At 71.5% G+C, this 21,031-nt stretch carries 15 protein-coding genes; 6 read left to right on the forward strand and 9 right to left on the reverse strand.

The genetic code is table 11. The features are described from left to right. From OG370_RS10590 to OG370_RS10605, 4 genes are all read right to left on the reverse strand, one after another. Entirely contained in the window at positions 1–777 is a 777-nt protein-coding gene (locus OG370_RS10590; protein ID WP_328462924.1) for an ABC transporter permease, read from the reverse strand. Between the two features lie 45 nt (positions 778–822). Further along, the gene (locus OG370_RS10595; protein ID WP_328462926.1) at positions 823–1,641 is read right to left on the reverse strand and encodes an ABC transporter permease; all 819 of its coding nucleotides are present in this window, start codon (positions 1,639–1,641) and stop codon (positions 823–825) included. Further along, on the reverse strand, positions 1,638–2,648 hold the full coding sequence (locus OG370_RS10600; protein WP_328462928.1) for an ABC transporter ATP-binding protein: 1,011 nt from the start codon (positions 2,646–2,648) through the stop codon (positions 1,638–1,640). The genes OG370_RS10595 and OG370_RS10600 overlap by 4 nt, the downstream gene beginning before the upstream one ends. Positions 2,649–3,029: 381 nt before the next feature. After that, positions 3,030–4,247 (reverse strand): NYN domain-containing protein, encoded by a 1,218-nt coding sequence (locus OG370_RS10605; protein ID WP_328462930.1) that lies wholly within the window; start codon positions 4,245–4,247, stop codon positions 3,030–3,032. 225 nt (positions 4,248–4,472) lie between these two features. Here OG370_RS10605 and OG370_RS10610 point away from each other — a divergent pair, with 225 nt between their 5' ends. The 4 genes from OG370_RS10610 (at position 4,473) to OG370_RS10625 (ending at position 10,197) form a co-directional block, all read left to right on the forward strand. Further along, complete coding sequence (locus tag OG370_RS10610; protein WP_328462932.1) at positions 4,473–4,646, forward strand: hypothetical protein; 174 nt, start codon at positions 4,473–4,475, stop codon at positions 4,644–4,646. 273 nt (positions 4,647–4,919) lie between these two features. After that, entirely contained in the window at positions 4,920–8,483 is a 3,564-nt protein-coding gene (dnaE, locus tag OG370_RS10615; RefSeq protein ID WP_328462934.1) for a DNA polymerase III subunit alpha, read from the forward strand. A gap of 141 nt (positions 8,484–8,624) precedes the next feature. Beyond that, positions 8,625–9,308: a hypothetical protein gene (locus OG370_RS10620; protein WP_328462936.1), complete on the forward strand. Its 684-nt coding sequence runs from the start codon at positions 8,625–8,627 to the stop codon at positions 9,306–9,308. Positions 9,309–9,381: 73 nt separating this feature from the next. Next, the gene (locus OG370_RS10625; RefSeq protein ID WP_328462938.1) at positions 9,382–10,197 is read left to right on the forward strand and encodes a thioredoxin domain-containing protein; all 816 of its coding nucleotides are present in this window, start codon (positions 9,382–9,384) and stop codon (positions 10,195–10,197) included. A gap of 111 nt (positions 10,198–10,308) precedes the next feature. Here OG370_RS10625 and OG370_RS10630 read toward each other — a convergent pair whose 3' ends face one another. Then, positions 10,309–10,884, reverse strand: a complete 576-nt coding sequence (locus OG370_RS10630) for a dienelactone hydrolase family protein (protein WP_328462940.1) — start codon at positions 10,882–10,884, stop codon at positions 10,309–10,311. A 127-nt stretch (positions 10,885–11,011) separates the two neighbouring features. Between OG370_RS10630 and OG370_RS10635 the strand changes: the two genes are divergently transcribed. Next, a complete protein-coding gene (locus OG370_RS10635) occupies positions 11,012–12,064 on the forward strand; it encodes a mechanosensitive ion channel family protein (protein WP_328462942.1) in 1,053 nt (350 codons plus the stop codon). Positions 12,065–12,123: 59 nt separating this feature from the next. Here OG370_RS10635 and OG370_RS10640 read toward each other — a convergent pair whose 3' ends face one another. From OG370_RS10640 to OG370_RS10655, 4 genes are all read right to left on the reverse strand, one after another. Beyond that, positions 12,124–13,716: a Na+/H+ antiporter gene (locus OG370_RS10640; protein ID WP_328462944.1), complete on the reverse strand. Its 1,593-nt coding sequence runs from the start codon at positions 13,714–13,716 to the stop codon at positions 12,124–12,126. Positions 13,717–13,736: 20 nt separating this feature from the next. After that, positions 13,737–14,678, reverse strand: a complete 942-nt coding sequence (locus OG370_RS10645) for an RluA family pseudouridine synthase (RefSeq protein WP_328462946.1) — start codon at positions 14,676–14,678, stop codon at positions 13,737–13,739. Between the two features lie 101 nt (positions 14,679–14,779). Continuing rightward, positions 14,780–15,376, reverse strand: coding sequence for a signal peptidase II (lspA, locus tag OG370_RS10650; RefSeq protein ID WP_328462948.1), 597 nt, complete (start codon positions 15,374–15,376; stop codon positions 14,780–14,782). 484 nt (positions 15,377–15,860) lie between these two features. Further along, positions 15,861–16,838, reverse strand: coding sequence for a TraR/DksA family transcriptional regulator (locus tag OG370_RS10655; protein WP_328462950.1), 978 nt, complete (start codon positions 16,836–16,838; stop codon positions 15,861–15,863). A gap of 649 nt (positions 16,839–17,487) precedes the next feature. Between OG370_RS10655 and ileS the strand changes: the two genes are divergently transcribed. After that, positions 17,488–20,634 carry an isoleucine--tRNA ligase gene (ileS, locus tag OG370_RS10660; protein WP_328462952.1) on the forward strand — a complete coding sequence of 1,049 codons (3,147 nt, stop codon included), beginning with the start codon at positions 17,488–17,490 and terminating at the stop codon, positions 20,632–20,634. Positions 20,635–21,031 lie beyond the last annotated feature (397 nt).

The following is a 21,031-nucleotide window of genomic DNA, read 5'->3' on the forward strand; positions in this document are numbered from 1 at the left end:
TCACTCGGTCCAGGTGCCCGTGTACGACTCGTCGCGGGGCCCGAACGCGTAGGTCAGTGCGGAGTGCACCAGCATCGCGGCGGCCGGCCAGACCACGATCGCGACCTTGGCGCGCAGTTCCAGCGGGCCGTCGAAGACCACCTTCGGCCCGACCTGCTTGGCGTGCGCGACGATGTTCGTGGTCGGGCCGAGCCACACGCCCAGCCGCCAGCCGATGACGGAGGCGACCGCGCCGCCGACCGCCAGACCGAACACGACCCCGAGGCCGCCCCTGCGGTAGCGCCAGAACACCGCGGCGGCGGTGAGCGCGCCGAGGATCAGCGCGATCACCACGAACGTGCCGTCGCCGCCTATCGCCTCCTCGCCCTCGGTGTCCTTGAGGTAGACCGCCTGCCCGTCGGAGACCATCGGCACCCGCGGCGACAGCCACAGCCAGAACAGCCCGAGGATGATCCCGCAGATCGCGACGAGGACGGCGACGATCAGCCCGTTGCGCAGCGCGGTGCGCACCGTGTCCCGGTCCGGCTCGACCTTGTACGGCGCGAGCGAGGCGCCGTCGCCGACGGGGTACGGCGAGAGCTGCGGGCCGGGCGGGCCCTGCGGACTCGCGTGGTTCTGCGCGCTGTCGGAACCCCGCGCGCTGTCGGAACCCCGCGGGCTCTCGGGACCCCGCGGGCCGTCGGGACTCTGCGGGCCGTGCCGGCTCTCGGACTGCGAGGGCTCGGGCTGCGGGGGCCCGGAGTGCGGAGGCTCGGGAGGAGTCAGAGGAGCGGTCACCAGGCCATCGTGCCAGGTGTTCCTGGCAACCGCCCCACCGGCCGGTCAGCGACAGGCGGCCCTGCGGTACGCCCAGGTCGCCACGGCCAGTGAGGCCACCCCCACGGCCGCGCACACCGTCAGGTCACCGGCGACCGCGCCCCAGTCGGTGCTGCCGCGCCCGAAGGTCCGGGCGAACGCCTCCACCCCGTACGTGGACGGCAGCAGGTCGCGGGCCCAGCCGATCGGCGCGGGCATGTGCGAGGCGGGCAGCACCCCGAGCAGCAGCGCGGCGGACATGCCGAGCTGGCCCAGCAGCGTGGCGATCTCCTGGCGGGGCGCGAGCAGCCCGAAGGCCGCGCCGAGCCCGGACATCGCGGCCCCGGCCAGCGGCACCACGAGCACCAGCACCCACAGGTTGGCCAGGCTGAGATGGAACAGCACGCACCCGGTGATCGCGGTGACCAGCGTGCCGGGCACCGTGAAGGAGGCGTACGCGCCGGCCGCGCCGAGGACCACCGCGGCCGGTGGCACCGGCAGCGTCGCGTAGTGGTCGAGCCCGCCGGAGGCGCGCAGCTGGCCGAAGTACTGGGCGAGCAGGTTCAGCGCGACGAACGCGACCACCAGCACGCTGGAGCCCGCCACCACCGAGCGCGCCGCCTCGCCGTCGCCGGCGTGCACCACGCCCCGCAGCATCACCATGATCCCGATGGACTGGAAGGTGGCGACGAACAGCAGCGGGATGCGCGCCACCCGGGCGCGGGAGAGCTGGGCCCGGTAGACCGCGCCGAGCGCGGGCCACAGCCGGGCCTTGGGGGCGAGCGGCGCGATGCCGCCGCCGACCCGCTCGCCGGGCTCGGTGCCGACCGGGGCGACCACTGTCATACCTTCACCAGTCCCTCGCTGCTGCCGCCGAGCGCCAGGTACACGTCCTCCAGGCTCGGCATCGCCAGCGTGAAGTCGTCCAGCGCGGCGAACGCCGGGCCGCCGGTGACCTCCGCGACCGCCGCCCTGGCCCGCTCCTGCGGCAGCCGCAGCGTCCAGCGGCGGCCGGAGACCTCCGCGAGGAGGCGCAGCGCGGCCACCGCGGGCAGGTCGGTCGGCGGTTCGTGCCGCCACACCAGGTCCAGCCGCACCTCGCCCTCGACGAGGGAGCGCAGCCCGGCGGGCGAGTCGCAGGCGATGACCCGGCCGTGGTCGAGCACCGCGACCCGGTCGAGGACCGTCTCGGCCTCGATGACGTTGTGCGTGACCAGCAGCACCGTGGCGCCGTGCTCGGTACGGCGCCGGTCGACCGCCGCCCACACCGCGCGGCGCGCGATCGGGTCCATGCCGGTGGTGGGTTCGTCCAGGATCAGGACCGGCCGCGGACCGACGAGGACCGCGGCGAAGCAGGCGAGGCGGCGCTGGCCGCCGGAGAGCCGTTTGATCGGGCGGGCCGCTATCGGGCCGAGCCCCAGCTCGTCCAGGACCTCGTCACGGGCGGCGCGGGCCGCGGCCGTGTCCATTCCGCGCAGCCGGCCGGTGGTCTCGGCGGCGAGCGCGACGGTCAGCTCGTCCAGCGCGGTGGATTCCTGGCCGAGGTAGCCGATCAGCCGCGCGGCGCGTTCGGGGTGCCTGACGAGGTCGTGCCCGAGCAGGTCGATGCTGCCGGCGTCCGGCCGCAGCAGGCCGGTGAGCTGCCGCACCAGGGTGCTCTTGCCCGCGCCGTTCGGGCCGAGGATGCCGAAGAGTTCGCCGGTGCGGACGTCCAGGTCGATGCCGTCGTTCGCCCGCACGGCCGGGATGTCCCTGCCGCGCCGCCCCCGTCCTCCGGGGTACGTCCGTACGAGTCCGCGTACCGAGCACGCGGCTACCGCCGGTCTCGCCCGTGTCTCGGTGCCCGTCCTCACGAGCACCGAGAGTACGCGCTCCGCCCCGCCCCCCACGAAACGGGGTGCCCTTCGCAAAACAACGGCGCCCCCGGCAACGATCAGCGGTTGCCCTTGCGGACCAGGGCAACTCAGCAGGGGCGCGGGGAACCGTGCGACCAGCCCACCACCGGCCGGCGTCCGGGCAAACCCCCGGCGGGGGCTGGGCCGTGGTTGCCCTTGCGGACAAGGCAAACCGCCAAGGGGCGCGGGGAACCGCGCGACCAACCACCCAGCGGCCGGTAGTCCGGCAAACCCCCCGCAGGGGCTGGGCCCGCGGCCCGGCGCGCCACCGCAACGGGCCGGGCCACCTCATGTGTGACCGTCTCCCGCAAACGGAAAGACGCCCCCGGATGCTGCGGGCTAATCCGGAGTCGCGGCTGCGTCGAACTCGCGCCAGAACCCCGCCCTGATCGCGTAGCGATCATTCTCGTCGATCTGGTCATCCTTGTGCGCCAGCAACCCGAAGCGAGCGGCGTACCGAAGGAGTTCCCCGTCGAGCCGGTGCGGCACGCGCGGGTAGTGCGTGGAGAGGTGCTGGAGGTGGGTCGGGTCGCTGACCCGGGCGATCCAGCGCCGGGCGAACACCTGCCCCACCTCGTAGGGATCACCGCTGACCGCGGTGATGTCGGCCTCGCGGTCGGCCCACCGCTGCTCCGCCGTGGTGAGCTGCGCGAGAGTCGGCAGCCCGGAGGTGTCGGGCTGGTCGGCGCCGGGCCGGTCGGTCCACCCCTTGTCGGAGGACCACCGCAGGGTGCTCGGCGCCGGGTGGACCACGGGCGCCGCAGGCGGGGCGGCGGCGTGGGAGCGGCCGAGGTCGGCGAGGTCCTTGGGCGTGGGCACCCCCTTGCCGGACGGGGCGGCCGCCGCGGCGTCGTCCGGGTGCTCGGTCGGCGCGGAGCCGTTCTTCGCCGGGGCCTGGACCGGGTGCGGCGAGCCGCTGGACTCCGGCAGCGGCGCGGACAGGATCGCGGCGATGTCCGGGCGTACTCCGGGCCGCGGCCCGGGCGCGGGCCCGCACGCGCCGGCGATCTCCTTCGCCCGGATCGCCGCGGTGATCCACTCCCGATCCAGCACCCGCCGCTCGTCGGCCTCGGCGACCAGGTCTTCGGACTGGTTGTAGTCGCCGTCGGCGGCCTGCACGGCCCACAGGTGGACGGCCACGCCGTGTTCCTTGGCCGACATCATCCCGGGCAGCAGGTCGCCGTCGCCGGTGACCAGCACCACGTCGGAGCAGGCCCGGTTGCGGGCCAGTTCGGACAGTTCGGCGTGCATCGCGGCGTCGACGCCCTTCTGCGCCCACCTGCCGTCCGTCCGGGTGAGGGCGCCGAGCCGGACCGTCACCCGCGGCATCACCCGCAGCCGGCGGTGCTCGGGTTGCGGAACCCGGTCGGGTGCGCCGTCGAACCAGTAGATCCGCAGCAGCGGCTGTCCGGTCTCCAGTTCGGCGCGTTCGCGCAGGCCGGCGACCACGGCGGCATGATCAACCGTGATCCTCGAACGCGACGGTTCGCCGGCCAGCAGGCTCGCCGCTGCGCCCAGCAGATACCCGGCGTCCACCAGGACGACGCAGCGGTCCATGTTGCACCTCTTCCGGTCGACCCCCGGCACGGATGCCCCCTGAGCTTCCCCCGAGTGTGCCCGAATGCTCGGGGGTTATGACCGCGAACGCGATCTTCGGCGTGGCGGTCAGCGGTATTTCCCGGCCTCCCACACCCCCAACTGCCCGAAATGCGGCGTTCGTCCCCACATGTAAGTCTGATTGCGGCCCATCGGCCAACATCCCCTCACTAGGAAGGCACGATCGTGGCTAAGAACAAGAACCAGAACCGCCCCCAGCGCGAGCAGCACGACGAGCGGTCGAACCAGGCGGGCGAGAACCAGGAGCAGCACAGCAAGAGCGCCCTGGCCGAGGAGCACATGATGCCCTCCAGCACGCACGCCCCGCGCAAGCAGCAGAAGAAGTTCGGCCACAACTGATCGCGCCGCACGCGCACTTACCGGACGCGGGGGTGCCCCTTTCGGGGGGCGCCCCCGCGTTCGTCCCGCCGCCGTCCCCGCGAAGTCCGCACCTCGTTATACGAGTTGGGCGGGCACCAAAAGGCGGAGGGCGGCGCGGCACCGCGGCGGGCGCGGCGCCGCCGGCACGGGGTACGGCGGCCGCCCCCGGGTGCGGGCGATGCACCGGCGGATCGCCCCGGCGAGCGACTAGGGTGGAGGCTTCCCCGCGATCGTCCTGGAGGTGCCAGCCCGGTGGCCGACAGCTTTGTTCACCTGCACAATCACACCGAGTACTCGATGCTCGACGGCGCCCAGCGCCTGAAGCCGATGTTCACCGAAGTGGCGCGGCAGGGCATGCCCGCCATCGCCATGAGCGACCACGGGAACATGTTCGGTGCGTACGAGTTCCAGCAGGTCGCCAAGGGCTTCGACGCGGTGAAGCCGATCATCGGCATCGAGGCGTACGTCGCACCGTCGCACCGCCGGTACAAGAAGCAGGAGTTCTGGGGTCCCGGCGGGCAGCGGGCGATGTCGGACGACGGCGAGGGAAGCAAGGACGTCTCCGGCGGCGGCCGCTTCACCCACATGACGATGTGGGCGCGGAACGTCCAGGGCCTTCGCAACCTGTTCTACCTGTCGACGGAGGCCAGCTACACGGGGCAGTTCCCCGCGGGCAAGCCGCGGATGGACATGGAACTGATCTCCGAGCACGCGGCCGGGATCATCGGCACCACGGGCTGCCCCTCGGGCGCCATCCAGACCCGGCTGCGGCTGAACCAGTACGACGAGGCGCGCAAGGTCGCGGCCGACTACCAGGACATCCTCGGCAAGGAGAACTACTTCCTTGAGCTGATGGACCACGGCCTGGACCTGGAGCGCAACGTACGGGACGACCTGCTGCGGCTGGCGAAGGACCTGGACATCCCGCTGCTGGCGACCAACGACGCGCACTACGTCCTGGAGGAGCACGCCGACGCGCACGACAACCTGCTGTGCATCGGGGTCGGCAAGAACAAGGACGACCCGAACCGCTTCAAGTTCAACGGCACCGGCTACTACCTCAAGACCGCCGCGCAGATGAGGGAGTTGTTCAAGGAACTTCCGGAGGCGTGCGACAACACGCTGCTGATCGCCGAGCGGATCGAGGCGTACGACGAGGTCTTCGACCTCGAGGACGAGATGCCGCAGTACCCCGACGTGCCCGAGGGCGAGACGCAGGAGTCGTGGCTGCGCCAGGAGGTGCTCAAGGGCCTGGCGATGCGCTACGGCGACCCGATCCCCGCGGAGGTGCTGGAGCGCTTCGAGACCGAGATGAAGGTCATCGGTCCGATGGGCTTCTCCTCGTACTTCCTCGTGGTCGCGGACATCTGCCGGCACGCGCGGGACAACAAGATCCCGGTCGGCCCCGGCCGTGGATCGGCGACCGGCTCGATCGTCGCCTACGCGACGAGGATCACGGAGCTGTGCCCGCTGGAGCACGGCCTGCTCTTCGAGCGGTTCCTGAACCCCGAGCGCATCAACCCGCCGGACGTCGACCTCGACTTCGACGACCGCAAGCGGGACCAGATGGTCGCCTACGTGGTGGAGAAGTACGGCGACGAGTACACCGCGCTGGTCAACACCTTCGGCAAGCTGAAGGCCAAGAACGCGATCAAGGACACCTCGCGGATTCTCGGCTACCCCTTCGCGCACGGCGAGCGCATCACCAAGGCGCTGCCGGCCGACGTGATGGGCAAGAGCATCCCGATCGACGGCGTCTTCAACCCCGAGCACCCGCGGTACGGCGAGGCCGGCGAGATCCGGACGCTCTACCAGAACGAGCCCGACGTCAAGAAGGTGGTGGACAGCGCCAAGGGCGTCGAGGGGCTGATCCGCAACACCGGTGTGCACGCGGCCGCGGTCATCCTGTCGAAGACCAAGCTGACCAACCGCATTCCGCTGCACATGCGCAAGGACGGCACGAAGATCACGGGGTTCGACTACCCGTCGTGCGAGTCCATGGGCCTGGTCAAGATGGACTTCCTCGGCCTGCGGAACCTGGGCGTGATCGACCAGGCGATCCAGAACGTACGGGAGAACCGCGGCGTCGACCTCAGCACCGAGAACATCCCGCTGGACGACAAGAACACCTACGGGCTGCTGGCCCGCGGAGACACCTTCGGGGTGTTCCAGCTCGACGGCGGCGGCATGCGGACGCTGCTCAAGGCGATGGAGCCGAGCCGGTTCGAGGACATCGCGGCGGCCCTGGCGCTGTACCGGCCGGGCCCGATGGCGGCCAACGCGCACATGAACTACGCCAGCCGCAAGACCGGCCGGCAGGCCGTCGAGCCGATCCACCCGGAGCTGAAGGACGCGCTGGAGCCGATCCTCGGCAACACCTTCCACCTGCTGATCTACCAAGAGCAGATCATGGCCATCGCCCGCCAGCTGGCGGGCTACACCCTCGGCGGCGCCGACCTGCTGCGCCGCGCGATGGGCAAGAAGAAGCCAGAGGTGCTGGCCGCCGAGTGGGAGAAGTTCCACGGCGGCATGCGGGACAACGGGTACTCCGAGGAGTCCATCAAGGCGCTGTGGGACGTGATGCTCCCGTTCTCGGGATACGCGTTCAACAAGTCGCACACCGCCGGCTACGGGCTGGTGTCGTTCTGGACCGCCTACCTCAAGGCCAACTACCCGGCCGAGTACATGGCGGCGCTGCTCACCTCGGTCGGGGACGACAAGGACAAGGCGGCCATCTACCTCGCCGACGCCCGCAAGAGCGGCGTCCAGGTCCTGGCGCCCGACGTGAACGCCTCGGTCGCGGAGTTCACCGCCGTCGGCGAGGACGTCCGGTTCGGTCTGAAGTCCGTGCGGAACGTGGGCGAGGGCGTCATCGAGGCGCTGATCGCGGCGCGCAAGTCCAAGGGCCTGTTCACCTCGTTCGCCGACTTCCTGGACAAGGTGAGCATCCCGGTCCTGAACAAGCGGGCCATCGAGTCGTTGATCAAGGCCGGCGCGTTCGACTCGCTCGGCCACACCCGGATGGGCCTGTCCGCCGTCTTCGAGGACGCGGTCGACGCGATCGTCCCGGTCAAGAAGGCCGAGGCGTACGGCCAGTCCGACCTGTTCGCGGACCTGGGCGGCCCCGGCGAGGACGTACCGACCTTCGGGCTGGACTTCGCCATCCCCGAGACCGAGTGGCCCCGCAAGCAACTCCTCGCCATCGAGCGGGACATGCTCGGCCTGTACGTGTCGGCGCACCCGCTGGACGGCACCGAGCACATCCTCGCGCGCAACCGCGACACCACGCTCGCCGAGCTGCTGGCCTCCGGCCAGGAACGGCCGGTGAAGGTCGCGGGGCTCATCACCGGGGTCGACCGCAAGATGACCAAGCAGGGCAACGCCTGGGCCGCGGTCACCTTCGCGGACCGTGACGCGAGCATCGAGGTGTGCTTCTTCCCCGCGACCTACCAGCTGGTGGGTCACGCGCTCATCCCGGACAGCGTCGTCTCGATCAGCGGCCGGGCGCAGGACCGCGACGGCACGATGAACATCATCGGTTCCGAGCTGGCGGAGCTGGACGTGTCCTCCGCGGAGAGCGGCGGGAAGCCCCCGGTGCAACTGGCCTTCCGCGAGCACAAGATCCTTCGGCACGACGCGATCAACGAACTGCGCCGAATCCTGTCCGCCCACCCCGGCGAGAGCCCGGTACGCGCGAAGGTCTCCGGCCCGCAGAAGACCACCGTGTACGAGCTGGGATTCCTCGTCGACCCCACCACGGTCGCCTCGGAGATCAAGGTCTCCTTCGGCGCCGACGTCTGGCTCGGCGTCGCGTGACCCGGTGAACGCACCGTAAGTCCCGATCGGCCCGGCCGGGCGCACCGTACCCGCGGTGCCGTCCGGCCGGGCCGGATCGTCTCCGGTTGGTGTCCGCCCTTTAGGTCACACATACAGGTTCGCGTGGCACACTCTGTGCCCATGGAGACCCTGGGCGCGATACGTCCGCGGCTGAGGGCGGCGCGTGCCGCTCTGTTCGCCGCGCTCTGTGTCACGCTCTCCTCCACCTCGCACGTCCTGATGGCCCACAAGCCGCTGCCGCTGACCGTCGTCCTGGGCGCTTTCGCGGCCGTCTTCGGGCTGGCCTACGCGCTCGGTGGCCGCGAGCGCGGTTTCTGGGCGATCAGCGGGATGATGGTGCCGCTGGAACTGGCCGTGGACACCCTCTTCACCTCCGGCCAGCAGTCCTGTTACGGGCCCGACGGCGGCCCTGTCACCGGTTCGTGGCGGTCGCTGCACGAGGCGGTGGTCTGCCACGGCGGCCAGGTCGGCACGCAGCTTCCCACCGTCTCCCCCGCGCAGGCCGCCACCTCCCACCACGGTGCTTCCGCACTCCCGTGGCTGCTGCTGGCCGTGCACGTCGCGGTCGGCCTGCTCGCGTCCTGGTGGCTGCGGCGCGGTGAGGCCGCGGTGCACCGCGTGCTGCGGGCGGTGGCCGTCGCCGCGTTCCGGCCGCTGCTGTTCGCGGTCGCCGCGATCGGCGCCATGGCGGGCACCACCCCCGGCCGGGTCCGCCCCGCCACCCCGGCCGTCGCGCACCTCGCCGCCCGGCCGCTGCTGCACTCCGTCGTACGCCGAGGACCGCCGCTCGCGCTCGCTGCCTGAACCAGGCAGCCGGCCCGACCCGCACGTCCTTCCCCCACATTCACGCGTACTTCTTCATCCGGAGACATCAGCCATGAGCACCAGGAACAGCAAGCAGAGCAAGGCCGCCGCGCGCGAGCGGCTGCGCGCCCAGCGCGAGAAGGAAGCCAAGCGCGCGAAGGTGCGCCGCCAGATCATCGTCGCCGCCGGCGTCGTCGTGGTCCTGGCCGCGGCGGGCGGCATAGCCGTGGCGGTCAACAACGCCAACAAGCCGAGCAAGCCCAGCAAGTGGACGACCGCCTCGAAGGCCACCCTGGTCAAGCCGGCCAACACCTCGGGCACCAACGGCACCGTCATCACCCTCGGCGACCCGAACAACAAGAACACGGTCGAGGAGTGGGAGGACATGCGCTGCCCGTACTGTGCCGCCTACGAGCAGGAGTCCGGCGCGGCCGTGCTCCAAGGCGTCAAGGACGGCAAGTACAAGATCGTGCTGCACATCGGCACGTTCCTGGACACGAACCTCGGCGGCACCGGCTCCAAGCAGGCGCTGAGCGCACTGGGCGCGGCGCTGAACGTGTCGACGGACGCGTTCGAGCAGTTCCACACCCTGCTGTACTCCAAGGCCGTCCACCCGGACGAGAACAAGGACACCTTCAGCGACCCCGCGAAGCTCATCTCCATCGCGCAGAAGGTCCCCGCGCTGAAGGGCAACACGAAGTTCTCCGACGCGGTGACGAAGGGCACCTACGACAAGTGGGCCATGGACACCAGCTCCGTGTTCGAGAAGTTCCTGGACGACAAGAGCATCTCCGGCACCCCGACGGTGCACGTGAACGGCAAGAACGTGGACGTCAACGGCGTGCCGGTCGCGACCGTGACAGCCGGAATCCAGGCCGACCTGAAGTAGCACGGGCACCTGGTCGGGTCGGGCGGCCCGGTGCCGCCCGACCCCCGGGTCCGCAGTCAGCCCCCTCGGCCGCACGAAGCAGCCGAGGAGTGCCTCACCGTCGGCCTCCGGCTACAGCTCCGCGAGGAAGTCCAGGGCGATCGGCCAGGTGCGCTCCGCGGCCTCCTCGTCGTAGTCGGGGAGATCGGGGTCGGTGTAGAGGTGGCCGGCGCCGCGGTAGCGGAAGACCTCGACGTCGGCGCCGGCCCGCCGCATCCGCAGGTACCACGCGTTCAGCCAGTCGTCCGGCTCGAAGGGGTCCGGGTCGGCGACATGGAGCTGCACCGGGATGTCGGTGGCCGCGTCGTCCGCGATGTCCGAGGTGCCGTGCAGGAGCAGCAGCCCGCGGGCCTTCTCGTCGCCGAGGGCGAGGTTCTGCGCCAGCGCGGCGCCCATCGAGAACCCCGCGTAGACCAGGCCCTTCTCGGAGTGCGGGGCGGCGGCCACGATCGCCCGGCGCAGCAACTCCTCGTTGCCGATCTCGTCGCGGATCTTCCGGCCGTCCTCGACGCTGTCCGCCACCCGCCCGTCGAACAGGTCCGGCACGTACACCTCGTGCCCGGCCGCGCGCAGCCGCTCGGCCGCGGAGTGTACGGCGGGCCGCAGCCCGTAGGTGGAGTGCAGCAGCACGATCGTCGCAGATGTCACAAGGGGCCTTCGTTCACGGTCCGTCGGGTACGGGTCCCATGGTGCCAGTTGCCAGCGGCGGGTCGGACGCCGTACACAGGTGCCTTACGGGGCTGCCGACGGACGGGAAGAGAAGCAGGTGGTGGGCATGGAGAGCACGCTGCGGCCGATCGTGGTGGTCGGCGCGGCGGTCGTGCTGACGGTACTGGTCGGCTGGATGGGCGACCGGGCGCTGCGCTCGGCCGACGCGCGGCACCCGGAGACCCCGCTGTGGGACCTGCTGCGCCGCTGCCGGCTGCCGTCGCAGGTGGTGCTCTGCACGGCCCTGCTGCGCGGCGCCTACCACGCCGCGCACTTCGAGGACGACCACGCGGCGGCCATCGGCCAGGCGCTCACCCTGGTGCTGATCGCCGCGTCGGCGTGGCTGGTGGTCCGCGTCGCGGCCGCCGTCATCGACTCCTCCTACGCCCGCTATGCCGCCACCGCGCACAGCGTGCCGAAGATCCGCCGGCTGCGCACCCAACTCACCCTCATCCAGCGGGTGCTGACCGCGATCGTCGGCGTGATCGCGGTCGCCTCGATGCTCTTCACCTTCCCGGAGATGCGGACCGTCGGCGCGTCCGTGCTGGCCTCGGCCGGCATCATCGGCATCGTCGCCGGTGTGGCCGCCCAGTCCACCCTCAGCAACCTCTTCGCCGGGCTCCAGATCGCCTTCGGTGACATGGTGCGGATCGGCGACACCGTGGTCGTCGACGGCGAGTGGGGCGAGGTCGAGGAGATCACGCTCACCTTTCTGAGCGTACGGACCTGGGACGAGCGCCGGATCACCATGCCCGTCTCGTACTTCACCAGCAAGCCGTTCGAGAACTGGTCGCGCGGAGACCCCCGGATGACCGGCGCGGTCCTCCTCCACCTCGACCACTCCGCGCCCGTCGACCTCATGCGCAAGCGCCTGCTGGAGATACTGGAGCAGGCCGCCGAGTGGGACCACCGGGCCTGGAGCCTGGTCGTCCTCGACACCACCCCCACCACCGTCCAGGTGCGCGCCGTCGCCACCGCCAAGGACGCCGGCGACATCTTCGCGCTCCGCTGCCTCATCCGCGAACAACTCATCGACTGGCTCCGCACGGAGCACCCGTACGCGCTCCCCCGCGTCAGCATTCGCGTGCAGGACGACCCCCCGCCCAGCCCCGCCACGTAGTCCCGGGACCTCCCCCGGTGGTCCGGAAACGCCAGAGCGCACCACCCCGCCGGGTCCCGTCACACCCCTCGCATGGACCGCAGATCGAGATGCCTCAGCACGCGATCCACGATCTCCGGGTCGGACCCGGGTTCGCTGCGGGCGGCGAGCACTTCATGGCGGGCCGCGGAGAGCATGTCGTCCTGGATGCGGCGCAGCGCTTTGATCCGCCGGGCGCGCCCCGCGTGGCTCTCGCGCCGCTCGTCGTCGAGGACGTCGGGCGAGATACGGGCCCCGAGGTCGATCGCCCGGTGGTAGAGCATCTCCGCGAGTTCCTCGTCGAGGTCCTCCGCCGTCTCGATCTCCTTGAGCCGCTTCCTGGCCGCCTTCATCGCGCGCAGCGCCAGCGCGCGCTCCTGGTCGTGCTCGACCTCGATGTCCCCGGTGACCCCGAGCCTGCGCACCAGCCAGGGCAGCGTGAGCCCTTGGATCACGAGGGTGACCAGGACCACGGAGAAGGCGATGAAGAGCAGTTGGGCGCGGGCGGGGAACGGGTCGCCGTGGTCCGTGGTGAGCGGGATCGCCAGCGCGAGGGCGACGGAGGCCACCCCGCGCATCCCGGCCCACCACATGGTGACCGTCTCCCGCCAGGTCAGCGGGATGTCCTCGTCCATGTCACGCAGCGTGTGCAGCCGCTTGGCGATGGCCGCGGCGGGCAGCAGGTAGAGCAGCCGGACGCCGACCACGACGGCGACGATCAGCCCGGCGTCGCGCAGCATCGGCCCCCAGTGTCCGGCGCCCGCGCTGAAGACGTGGTGCATCTCCAGGCCGATCAGCCCGAAGGCGATCCCGGTGACAAGGGTGTCGACGATCTCCCAGAAGGTGTTGCCGGCCAGCCGTGCGGTCACGTCGTCGGCCTCGAAGGCGTACTCGGTGAGGAAGAGCGCCGCGGTGAGCACGGCGAGCACGCCGGAGCCGTGCAGCCCCTCGGCGATCGCGTAGGAGGCGAACGGCACCAGCAGTGACAGGCCGATCTGCAAGGTGGCGTCGCCGACCACGCCCATCAGCTTGTTCGCGCCCCAGCCGAGCACCAGCCCGACCGCGACCGCGACGACCGCCGACAGGACGAACTCCAGGACGGCGTGCGGCAGCGAGAAGTGGCCGGAGAGCACCGCCGCGACCGCCACGTGGTAGAGCACGATCGCGGTGACGTCGTTGAACAGCCCCTCGCCTTCGAGGATGGAGATCATCCGGCGGGGCAGGCCGAGGCTGCCGGCCACCGCGGTCGCCGCGACCGGGTCCGGCGGGGCCACCAGGGCGCCCAGGGTGACGGCGGCGGCCAGCGTGATCCCGGGCACCACCGCGTTGGCGACGACCGCGACCACCGCGGTGGTGAGGAACACCAGGGCGACCGCGAGCAGGAAGATCGCCCGCCGGTTCGCCGCGAACTGCCGCCACGAGGTGCGCTGCACCGAGGCGTACAGCAGCGGCGGCAGCACCAGCGGCAGGATCAACTCGGGGTTGATCTCGATGTTCGGCACCTGCGGGATCAGCGCCAGCACGCCGCCCAGCACGGTCATCAGCACCGGCGAGGGCAGCCCCACCCGGTCGGCCACGGGCACCATGACGATCGCGGCCAGCATGATCGCGAAGAACAGCGCGAGTTGATCCACGCCGCTAGGTTGCCACGCGGTTACTGGCTGTCGGCCCTCACCACGTCCAGCGCGGCCTGGAGGTCTTGGGGATACGTGCTTTCGAACTCGACCCACTCGCCGTCCGCGGGGTGCTCGAAGCCCAGTCGCACCGCGTGCAGCCACTGCCGGGTCAGCCCGAGCCGCTTGGCCAGCGTCGGGTCGGCCCCGTAGGTGAGGTCGCCGACGCAGGGGTGGCGGTGCGCGGCCATGTGCACCCGGATCTGGTGGGTGCGGCCGGTCTCCAGCTTGATGTCGAGCAGGCTCGCGGAGCGGAACGCCTCGATCAGGTCGTAGTGCGTCACCGACGGCTTGCCCTCGGCGGTCACCGCCCACTTGTAGTCGTGGGTGGGGTGCCGGCCGATCGGCGCGTCGATGGTGCCGCTCATCGGGTCGGGGTGGCCCTGCACCAGGGCGTGGTAGCGCTTGTCCACCACGCGGTCGCGGAACTGCTGCTTGAGCCGGGTGTACGCCCGCTCGGACTTGGCCACGGCCATCAGCCCGGAGGTGCCCACGTCCAGCCGGTGCACGATGCCCTGGCGCTCGGCGGCGCCCGACGTCGAGATCCGGTACCCGGCGGCGGCCAGCCCGCCGATCACGGTGGTTCCGGTCCACCCGGGGCTGGGGTGCGCGGCGACCCCGACCGGCTTGACCACGACCACCACGTCCTCGTCGTCGTACACGATCTCCATGCCCTCGACGGGCTCGGCGACGATCTGTACGGGGGCGGCAGGCGCGGGCATCTCCACTTCGAGCCACGCCCCGCCGTGCACCCGCTCGGACTTGCCCGCCGCTGCCCCGTCGATCGACACCTTCCCGGCCGCGGCCAGTTCGGCGGCCTTCGTCCTGGAGAAGCCGAACATGCGGGCGATGGCGGCGTCGACGCGCTCGCCCTCCAGGCCGTCGGGCACGGGAAGGGAGCGGACCTCGGGAAGCGTACTCACCTGGTCGAGTATGCCGGACGCGGCGCGGCCCGGACGCCGGGCGGCCGCCGAGCGGTCTCCGGGGGACGCCGGGGGGACGCCGTACGGTCCCGGGCCCGGGGTCAGTCGTCGCGCTGCTGGCGCTTGCCGTCCGGCTCGATACCCAGGAAGGAGAGCACCACGATCAGGACGCCGCCGCAGGTGATCGCGGAGTCGGCGAGGTTGAAGATCGCGAAGTGCTCGGGCGCGATGAAGTCGACCACCCGGCCCTGGAACCCGCCGGGGGTGCGGAAGACGCGGTCGGTGAGGTTGCCGAAGGCTCCGCCGAGCAGCAGGCCGAGCGCGATCGCCCACGGGACGCTGTACAGGCGGCGGGAGAGACGGACGATCACCACGATGACGCCGGTGGCGATCACCGTGAACACGACGGTCATGCCCTGGCCGATGCCGAAGGCCGCGCCGCCGTTCCGGATCGCGTCCAGCCGCAGGTAGTGGCCGAAGATGTCGACCGGATCATGGTTCTCCAGGCTGTGCACCACCCACAGCTTCGAGAGCACATCCAGCAGGTACGCCAGTGCCGCGACGCCTATCAGCACGGCGACCCGGCGCCTGGCGCGCGGCGCCGGCGCCGCCTCGGTGGCCCCGCCCGCGTCCTTCTTCGCGCCCGCCTCCGCGTCCGGCGTCTCCGGTGTGGTGATGGTGCGCTCCGCTTCCGTCACGTCAGTCCCTAGCCTTGTGTGCCCGACCCTCCGTGCGAGGGTACCAAGGGCCCCCGACCCCCCGGGCTTCCCCGCACTGTCCGTTCCGGGACCACCTGTCAGTGGACGGCTTGGTGCGCCGTTCTCCGCCAGAGCCTCGCCTGGGAGGTGCCCCCACGCGCCCCTTGGTCTGTGCGGCTCCTTCCGCGAAAGAAGGCCAGCCCTCCCCGGGGGCGCGGGGGGGCACCTCCCAGGCGAAGCTCTGGGGGGAGAACTGCGCGCTCAGCCACCACCATGGCGCGCCAGGCCCGCGGGCCCAGCCCCCGCGGCGAGTGTCCGGACCATCGGCCGGTACTGGGCTTGTCGCGCAGTTCCCCGCGCCCCCCCGGGGGGCCACCGTCCTTCGCGGAGGAGCCGCACAAACCAAGGGGCGCGACAAGCCACCCACTGACAGGTGGTCCCGGAGCCGACAGAACGGGGGCACCCGGGGGGGCAGGGGCACCGTTCAGCGGCGCTCTTGGCGCTGCTTGTCGTCGAGGCACAGCGTCGCCCGGGGGAACGCCTGCATACGGGCCTTCCCGATCGGCTTGCCGCAGACCTCGCAGAGCCCGTACGTCCCTTCGTCGAGCCGGCGCAGCGCATGATCCGCCTGCGTGAGCATCTCCCGGGTGTTCGCGGCGAGCGCCAGCTCCGACTCGCGGGTGATGTTCTTGGACCCGGTGTCCGCCTCGTCGCCCGCGCCGTCCCCGGAGTCGCGCAGCAGGCCGGCGACGGCGGCCTCGGAGGAGGCGATCTCCGTCTTGAGCCGCTCCACCTCCGCGAGCAGCTCCGACCGCGCCTCCTCGACCTCCTCGGGGGTCCACGGGTCCTCGCCGGGCAGCACCGCGAGGCCGCCCGGCTCCGCCGCGTTCCGCGCCGCGGGCACCGCGGAGTCGGCCGTCCCGGCCACCGTCTTCTTAGCTCCCACCTTGCGGGCTCCTGTCTTCCTGGTCCCAGCCTCGCCGGCGGACGCCGCTTCGGCTTTCGGCCGCTGAGCTGCCGAAGTCTTCTTCGCGGCGGCCTTCTTGCCGGCCGCCTTCTTGGCCGCGGTCTTCTTCGCGGGCACCTTCTTGGCGGCGGACTTCTTGGCGGCGGACTTCTTCGCCGCCGTCTTCTTCGCCGCGGCCGTCTTCTTCCGCGCCGCAGTCCCGGTCGCCCCCGCCCCCGTCGTCGCCTCAGTGGCTGTGTCCTCCACGCCTGTCGGCGCCTCCTCCGCAGAAGCCTCGGTCCCACCGGTGCGGCGGGTCGCGGTGTGGGCACCGCCGGCCGCGCTCTTCTTCGCCGTCCGCTCGGCCGCGGTCCGTTTCGCCGAGCGGGCGGCGGGCGTCTCCGCCGCCGATTCCGTGCCGGTCGCGCCCTTCTTCGTGGCCGCCTTCTTCCCGGCGGCCTTCTTGGCCGGTTCACTCGCCGCCGCCGCGGTGGCGGCGGACTTCTTCACGACCATGGCCGCGACCCCTTCACGTCAGTGATCTCGTTCGCGAATCGTGCCGGAAACGGTAAATCGGGCATCGATCCGCGGCAACGGGGCGCGCTGCCGGGCCGACCGGCACCCCTCGGCGGGGAACCGGTCTGCATCCGTTGTGCCCAGCTCACCGTCAGGTATTCCGCCGTAACCCGCGAACCATGCCGCATTCCGGAACAAAGACGGCCATTAGGGTCATCCGGCGTCCGGGGCGGGCAGGTGGAAGGCCACCGGAGGGCGGAAGAAGGCGGGCGCGGCGGCCGGGCCGGGGCGGGGGAAAACGGTGCGCGGGCGCGGCGCGCGGGCCCGTACACTGGGCGCAGCGAAAGGCGTGGATGGGACGAGTAGCGCCGCACGCAGCCATGAGCGACCCGGGGACGGTGGAAGCCCGGGGGTGTGCGCGGTGCGAAGATCACCCCGGAGTCGCCGGAAGAAGGCCCACGAGCGTGCGGTGAGCACGCCCGTCCGCTGGTAGAACCGGCCTCGCGACCCCAATGAGGGGGCGGTGGGTCCCGTACGGGCCCGGCACACCGCCAAGGAGGGTGGTACCGCGGGAGCGCCGGCACAGGCTCTCGTCCCTCCGACGGAAGAACGCGACAAGCGACAAGCGTCCGCCGGAGGAAGAACCCTGATGAGCCAGCCGCGCCAGCCGCAGTACCGCCAGGTGCCCGCACAGGTCGACCTGCCCGCCCTCGAACACGAGGTGCTGGAGCTGTGGAGCGAGCGGAAGACCTTCGCCCGCTCGGTCCAGCAGTCCGAGGGCCGCCCGGACTGGGTCTTCTACGAGGGCCCGCCGACCGCCAACGGCATGCCCGGCGCCCACCACATCGAGGCGCGCGTCTTCAAGGACGTCTTCCCGCGCTTCAAGACCATGCAGGGCCACCACGTGACCCGCAAGGCCGGCTGGGACTGCCACGGCCTGCCGGTCGAGCTGGCGGTGGAGAAGGAACTGGGCTTCACCGGCAAGCAGGACATCGAGAAGTACGGCATCGCGGAGTTCAACGCGAAGTGCCGCGCGTCGGTGACCCGCCACACCGACGCCTTCACCGAGCTGACCACGCGCATGGGTTACTGGGTGGACCTCGACGACGCCTACCGCACCATGGACCCCCAGTACATCGAGTCGGTGTGGTGGTCGCTCAAGCAGATCTTCGACAAGGGCCTGCTGGTGCAGGACTACCGGGTCGCCCCCTGGTGCCCGCGCGACCAGACCGGGCTGTCCGACCACGAACTCGCGCAGGGCTACGAGACGGTCGTCGACCCCTCGGTCTACGTGCGCTTCCCGCTCACCTCCGGCCCGCTGGCCGGCGAGGCCGCCCTCCTGGTGTGGACGACCACCCCCTGGACCCTGGTCTCCAACACGGCGGTCGCCGCGCACCCCGACGTGACGTACGTGGTGGCCACCGACGGCACCGAGCGGCTGGTCGTCGCCGAACCTCTGCTCGGCAAGGCGCTCGGCGAAAGGTGGACCACGACCGGGCAGACCTTCACCGGCCGCGAGATGGAGCGCTGGACGTACCAGCGCCCGTTCGACTACGTGGACATCCCCGACGCGCACTTCGTCGTCAACGCCGAGTACGTCACCACCGAGGACGGCACCGGGCTGGTGCACCAGTCCCCCGCGTTCGGCGAGGACGACCTCAGGACCTGCCGCGCGTACGGCCTGCCGGTGGTCAACCCGGTCCGCCCGGACGGCACCTTCCAGCCGGACGTGCCACTGGTCGGCGGGGTCTTCTTCAAGAAGGCCGACGAGACGCTGGTCGCCGAACTCGACGCGGCCGGCAGGCTCTTCCGGCACCTGCCGTACGAGCACAGCTACCCGCACTGCTGGCGCTGCCACACCGCGCTGCTCTACTACGCCCAGCCGTCCTGGTACATCCGCACCACCGCGGTCAAGGACGCGCTGCTGCGGGAGAACGAGCGCACCAACTGGTACCCGGAGACCGTCAAGCACGGCCGCTACGGCGACTGGCTGGACAACAACGTGGACTGGGCGCTGTCCCGCAACCGCTACTGGGGCACCCCGCTGCCCATCTGGCGCTGCGCCGACGGCCATCTCACCTGCGCCGGCTCGCGCGCCGACCTCACCGAGCTGACCGGCACCGACCAGTCCGGCCTCGACCCGCACCGCCCGTACATCGACGCGGTCACCTTCCCCTGCCCGGAGTGCGGGCAGACCGCGACCCGGGTGCCCGAGGTGATCGACGCCTGGTACGACTCCGGGTCGATGCCGTTCGCGCAGTGGGGCTACCCGTACCGCAACAAGGAGATCTTCGAGCGCACCTACCCCGCGCAGTTCATCTCCGAGGCGATCGACCAGACCCGCGGCTGGTTCTACACGCTGATGGCCATCGGCACCCTGGTCTTCGACCGGTCCTCGTACGAGAACGTGGTCTGCCTCGGCCACATCCTCGCCGAGGACGGCCGCAAGATGTCCAAGCACCTCGGCAACATCCTGGAGCCGATCCCGCTGATGGACCAGCACGGCGCCGACGCGGTGCGCTGGTTCATGGCCGCGGGCGGCTCGCCGTGGGCGGCCCGCCGGGTCGGGCACGGCACCATCCAGGAGGTGGTCCGCAAGACGCTGCTCACCTACTGGAACACGGTCGCCTTCCAGGCGCTGTACGCCCGCACCTCCGGCTGGGCGCCGTCCGCGGCCGACCCGGCGGTGGCGGACCGGCCGCTGCTGGACCGCTGGCTGGTCGGCGAGCTCAACGCGCTGGTCCGCGACACCACCGCCGCGCTGGAGGACTTCGACACCCAGCGGGCCGGCAAGCTGCTGTCCGCCTTCGTCGACGACCTGTCCAACTGGTATGTACGGCGCTCCCGGCGGCGGTTCTGGCAGGGCGACGCGGCCGCGCTGCGCACCCTGCACGACGTGCTGGAGACCTTCACCCGGCTGATGGCGCCGCTCGTGCCGTTCATCACCGAGCGGGTCTGGCAGGACCTGGTGGTCCCGGTGGTGCCCGACGCCCCCGACTCGGTCCACCTCGCCGAGTGGCCGGTGGCCGACGCCGCGCGGATCGACCCGGCGCTGTCCGAGCAGGTACGGCTGGTCCGCCGGCTGGTCGAACTCGGCCGCGCCACCCGCGCGGAGTCCGGGGTGAAGACCCGGCAGCCGCTGTCCCGCGCGCTCGTGGCGGCGAGCGGTTTCGCGACGCTGCCGTCCGAACTGCGCGACCAGATCGCGGAGGAGCTGAACGTCTCCTCGCTCGCGTCCCTCTCCGAGGTGGGCGGGTCCCTGGTCGACACCAGTGCCAAGGCCAACTTCCGTGCGCTGGGCAAGCGGTTCGGCAAGGGGGTCCAGGCGGTCGCGGCCGCTGTCGCCGCCGCCGACGCGAGTGTCCTGTCGGCGCAGTTGCGGGAGAGCGGCACCACGAGTGTCGAGGTCGACGGGGAGAGCGTCCCGCTCTCCCCGGAGGAGGTCATCGTCACGGAGACTCCTCGCGAGGGGTGGTCCGTCGCGTCGGACTCCGGTGCGACCGTGGCGCTCGACCTCACGATCACGCCCGAGTTGCGGCTCGCCGGGCTCGCCCGCGATGCGATCCGGCTCATCCAGGAGGCGCGCAAGCAGTCGGGGTTCGACGTGGCGGACCGGGTCGAGATCCGCTGGACCTCGACCGACCCCGAGGTCACGGGGGCTCTCGACGCCCACGGCTCCCTGATCTCCGAGGAGGTCCTGGCCACCGACTTCTCCCAGGGCGCCCCCGCCCCCGAGTCCGGCCCCGCCTTCACGGACGAGGGCCTGTCGCTCACGTTCACCCTGCGGAGGGCCTAGGCCGTGTTTTGGAAGTCCCGCCTGCCCCGTGGCGCCTGGTACGCGCGCTCGCTGCGTTGTCGGGCTTGTCCGAGTAGGCCCACTACGAGGGCAACCCTCCGCCTTGCGATCTGGGGGCACCCCCACGCCGAAGGCTGTGGGGGAGCACCAGACGCCACGGGCCCCGCCCTTCGGGCGAACGGCGCTACTTCCAAAACACGGCTTAGCCGCGAACGGGCGGGGGCGCCCTCACGGATGAGGGTGCCCCCGCCCCGGGGTGCCGTCGCCGGTCGGGGCAACCCCGCCCCGGCAGGGGCACCCTGAGGGACCGACGGGCAGGCAGGCAGACGGGCAGACGGGCAGGGAAAGGTCCGGGCCCCGCTGGGGAAATGTTTCCCCGGGGGCCCGGACCTTCGTC

Origin of the sequence: Streptomyces sp. NBC_00448 (assembly GCF_036014115.1) — a bacterium.
Classification (GTDB): Bacteria; Actinomycetota; Actinomycetes; order Streptomycetales; family Streptomycetaceae; genus Actinacidiphila.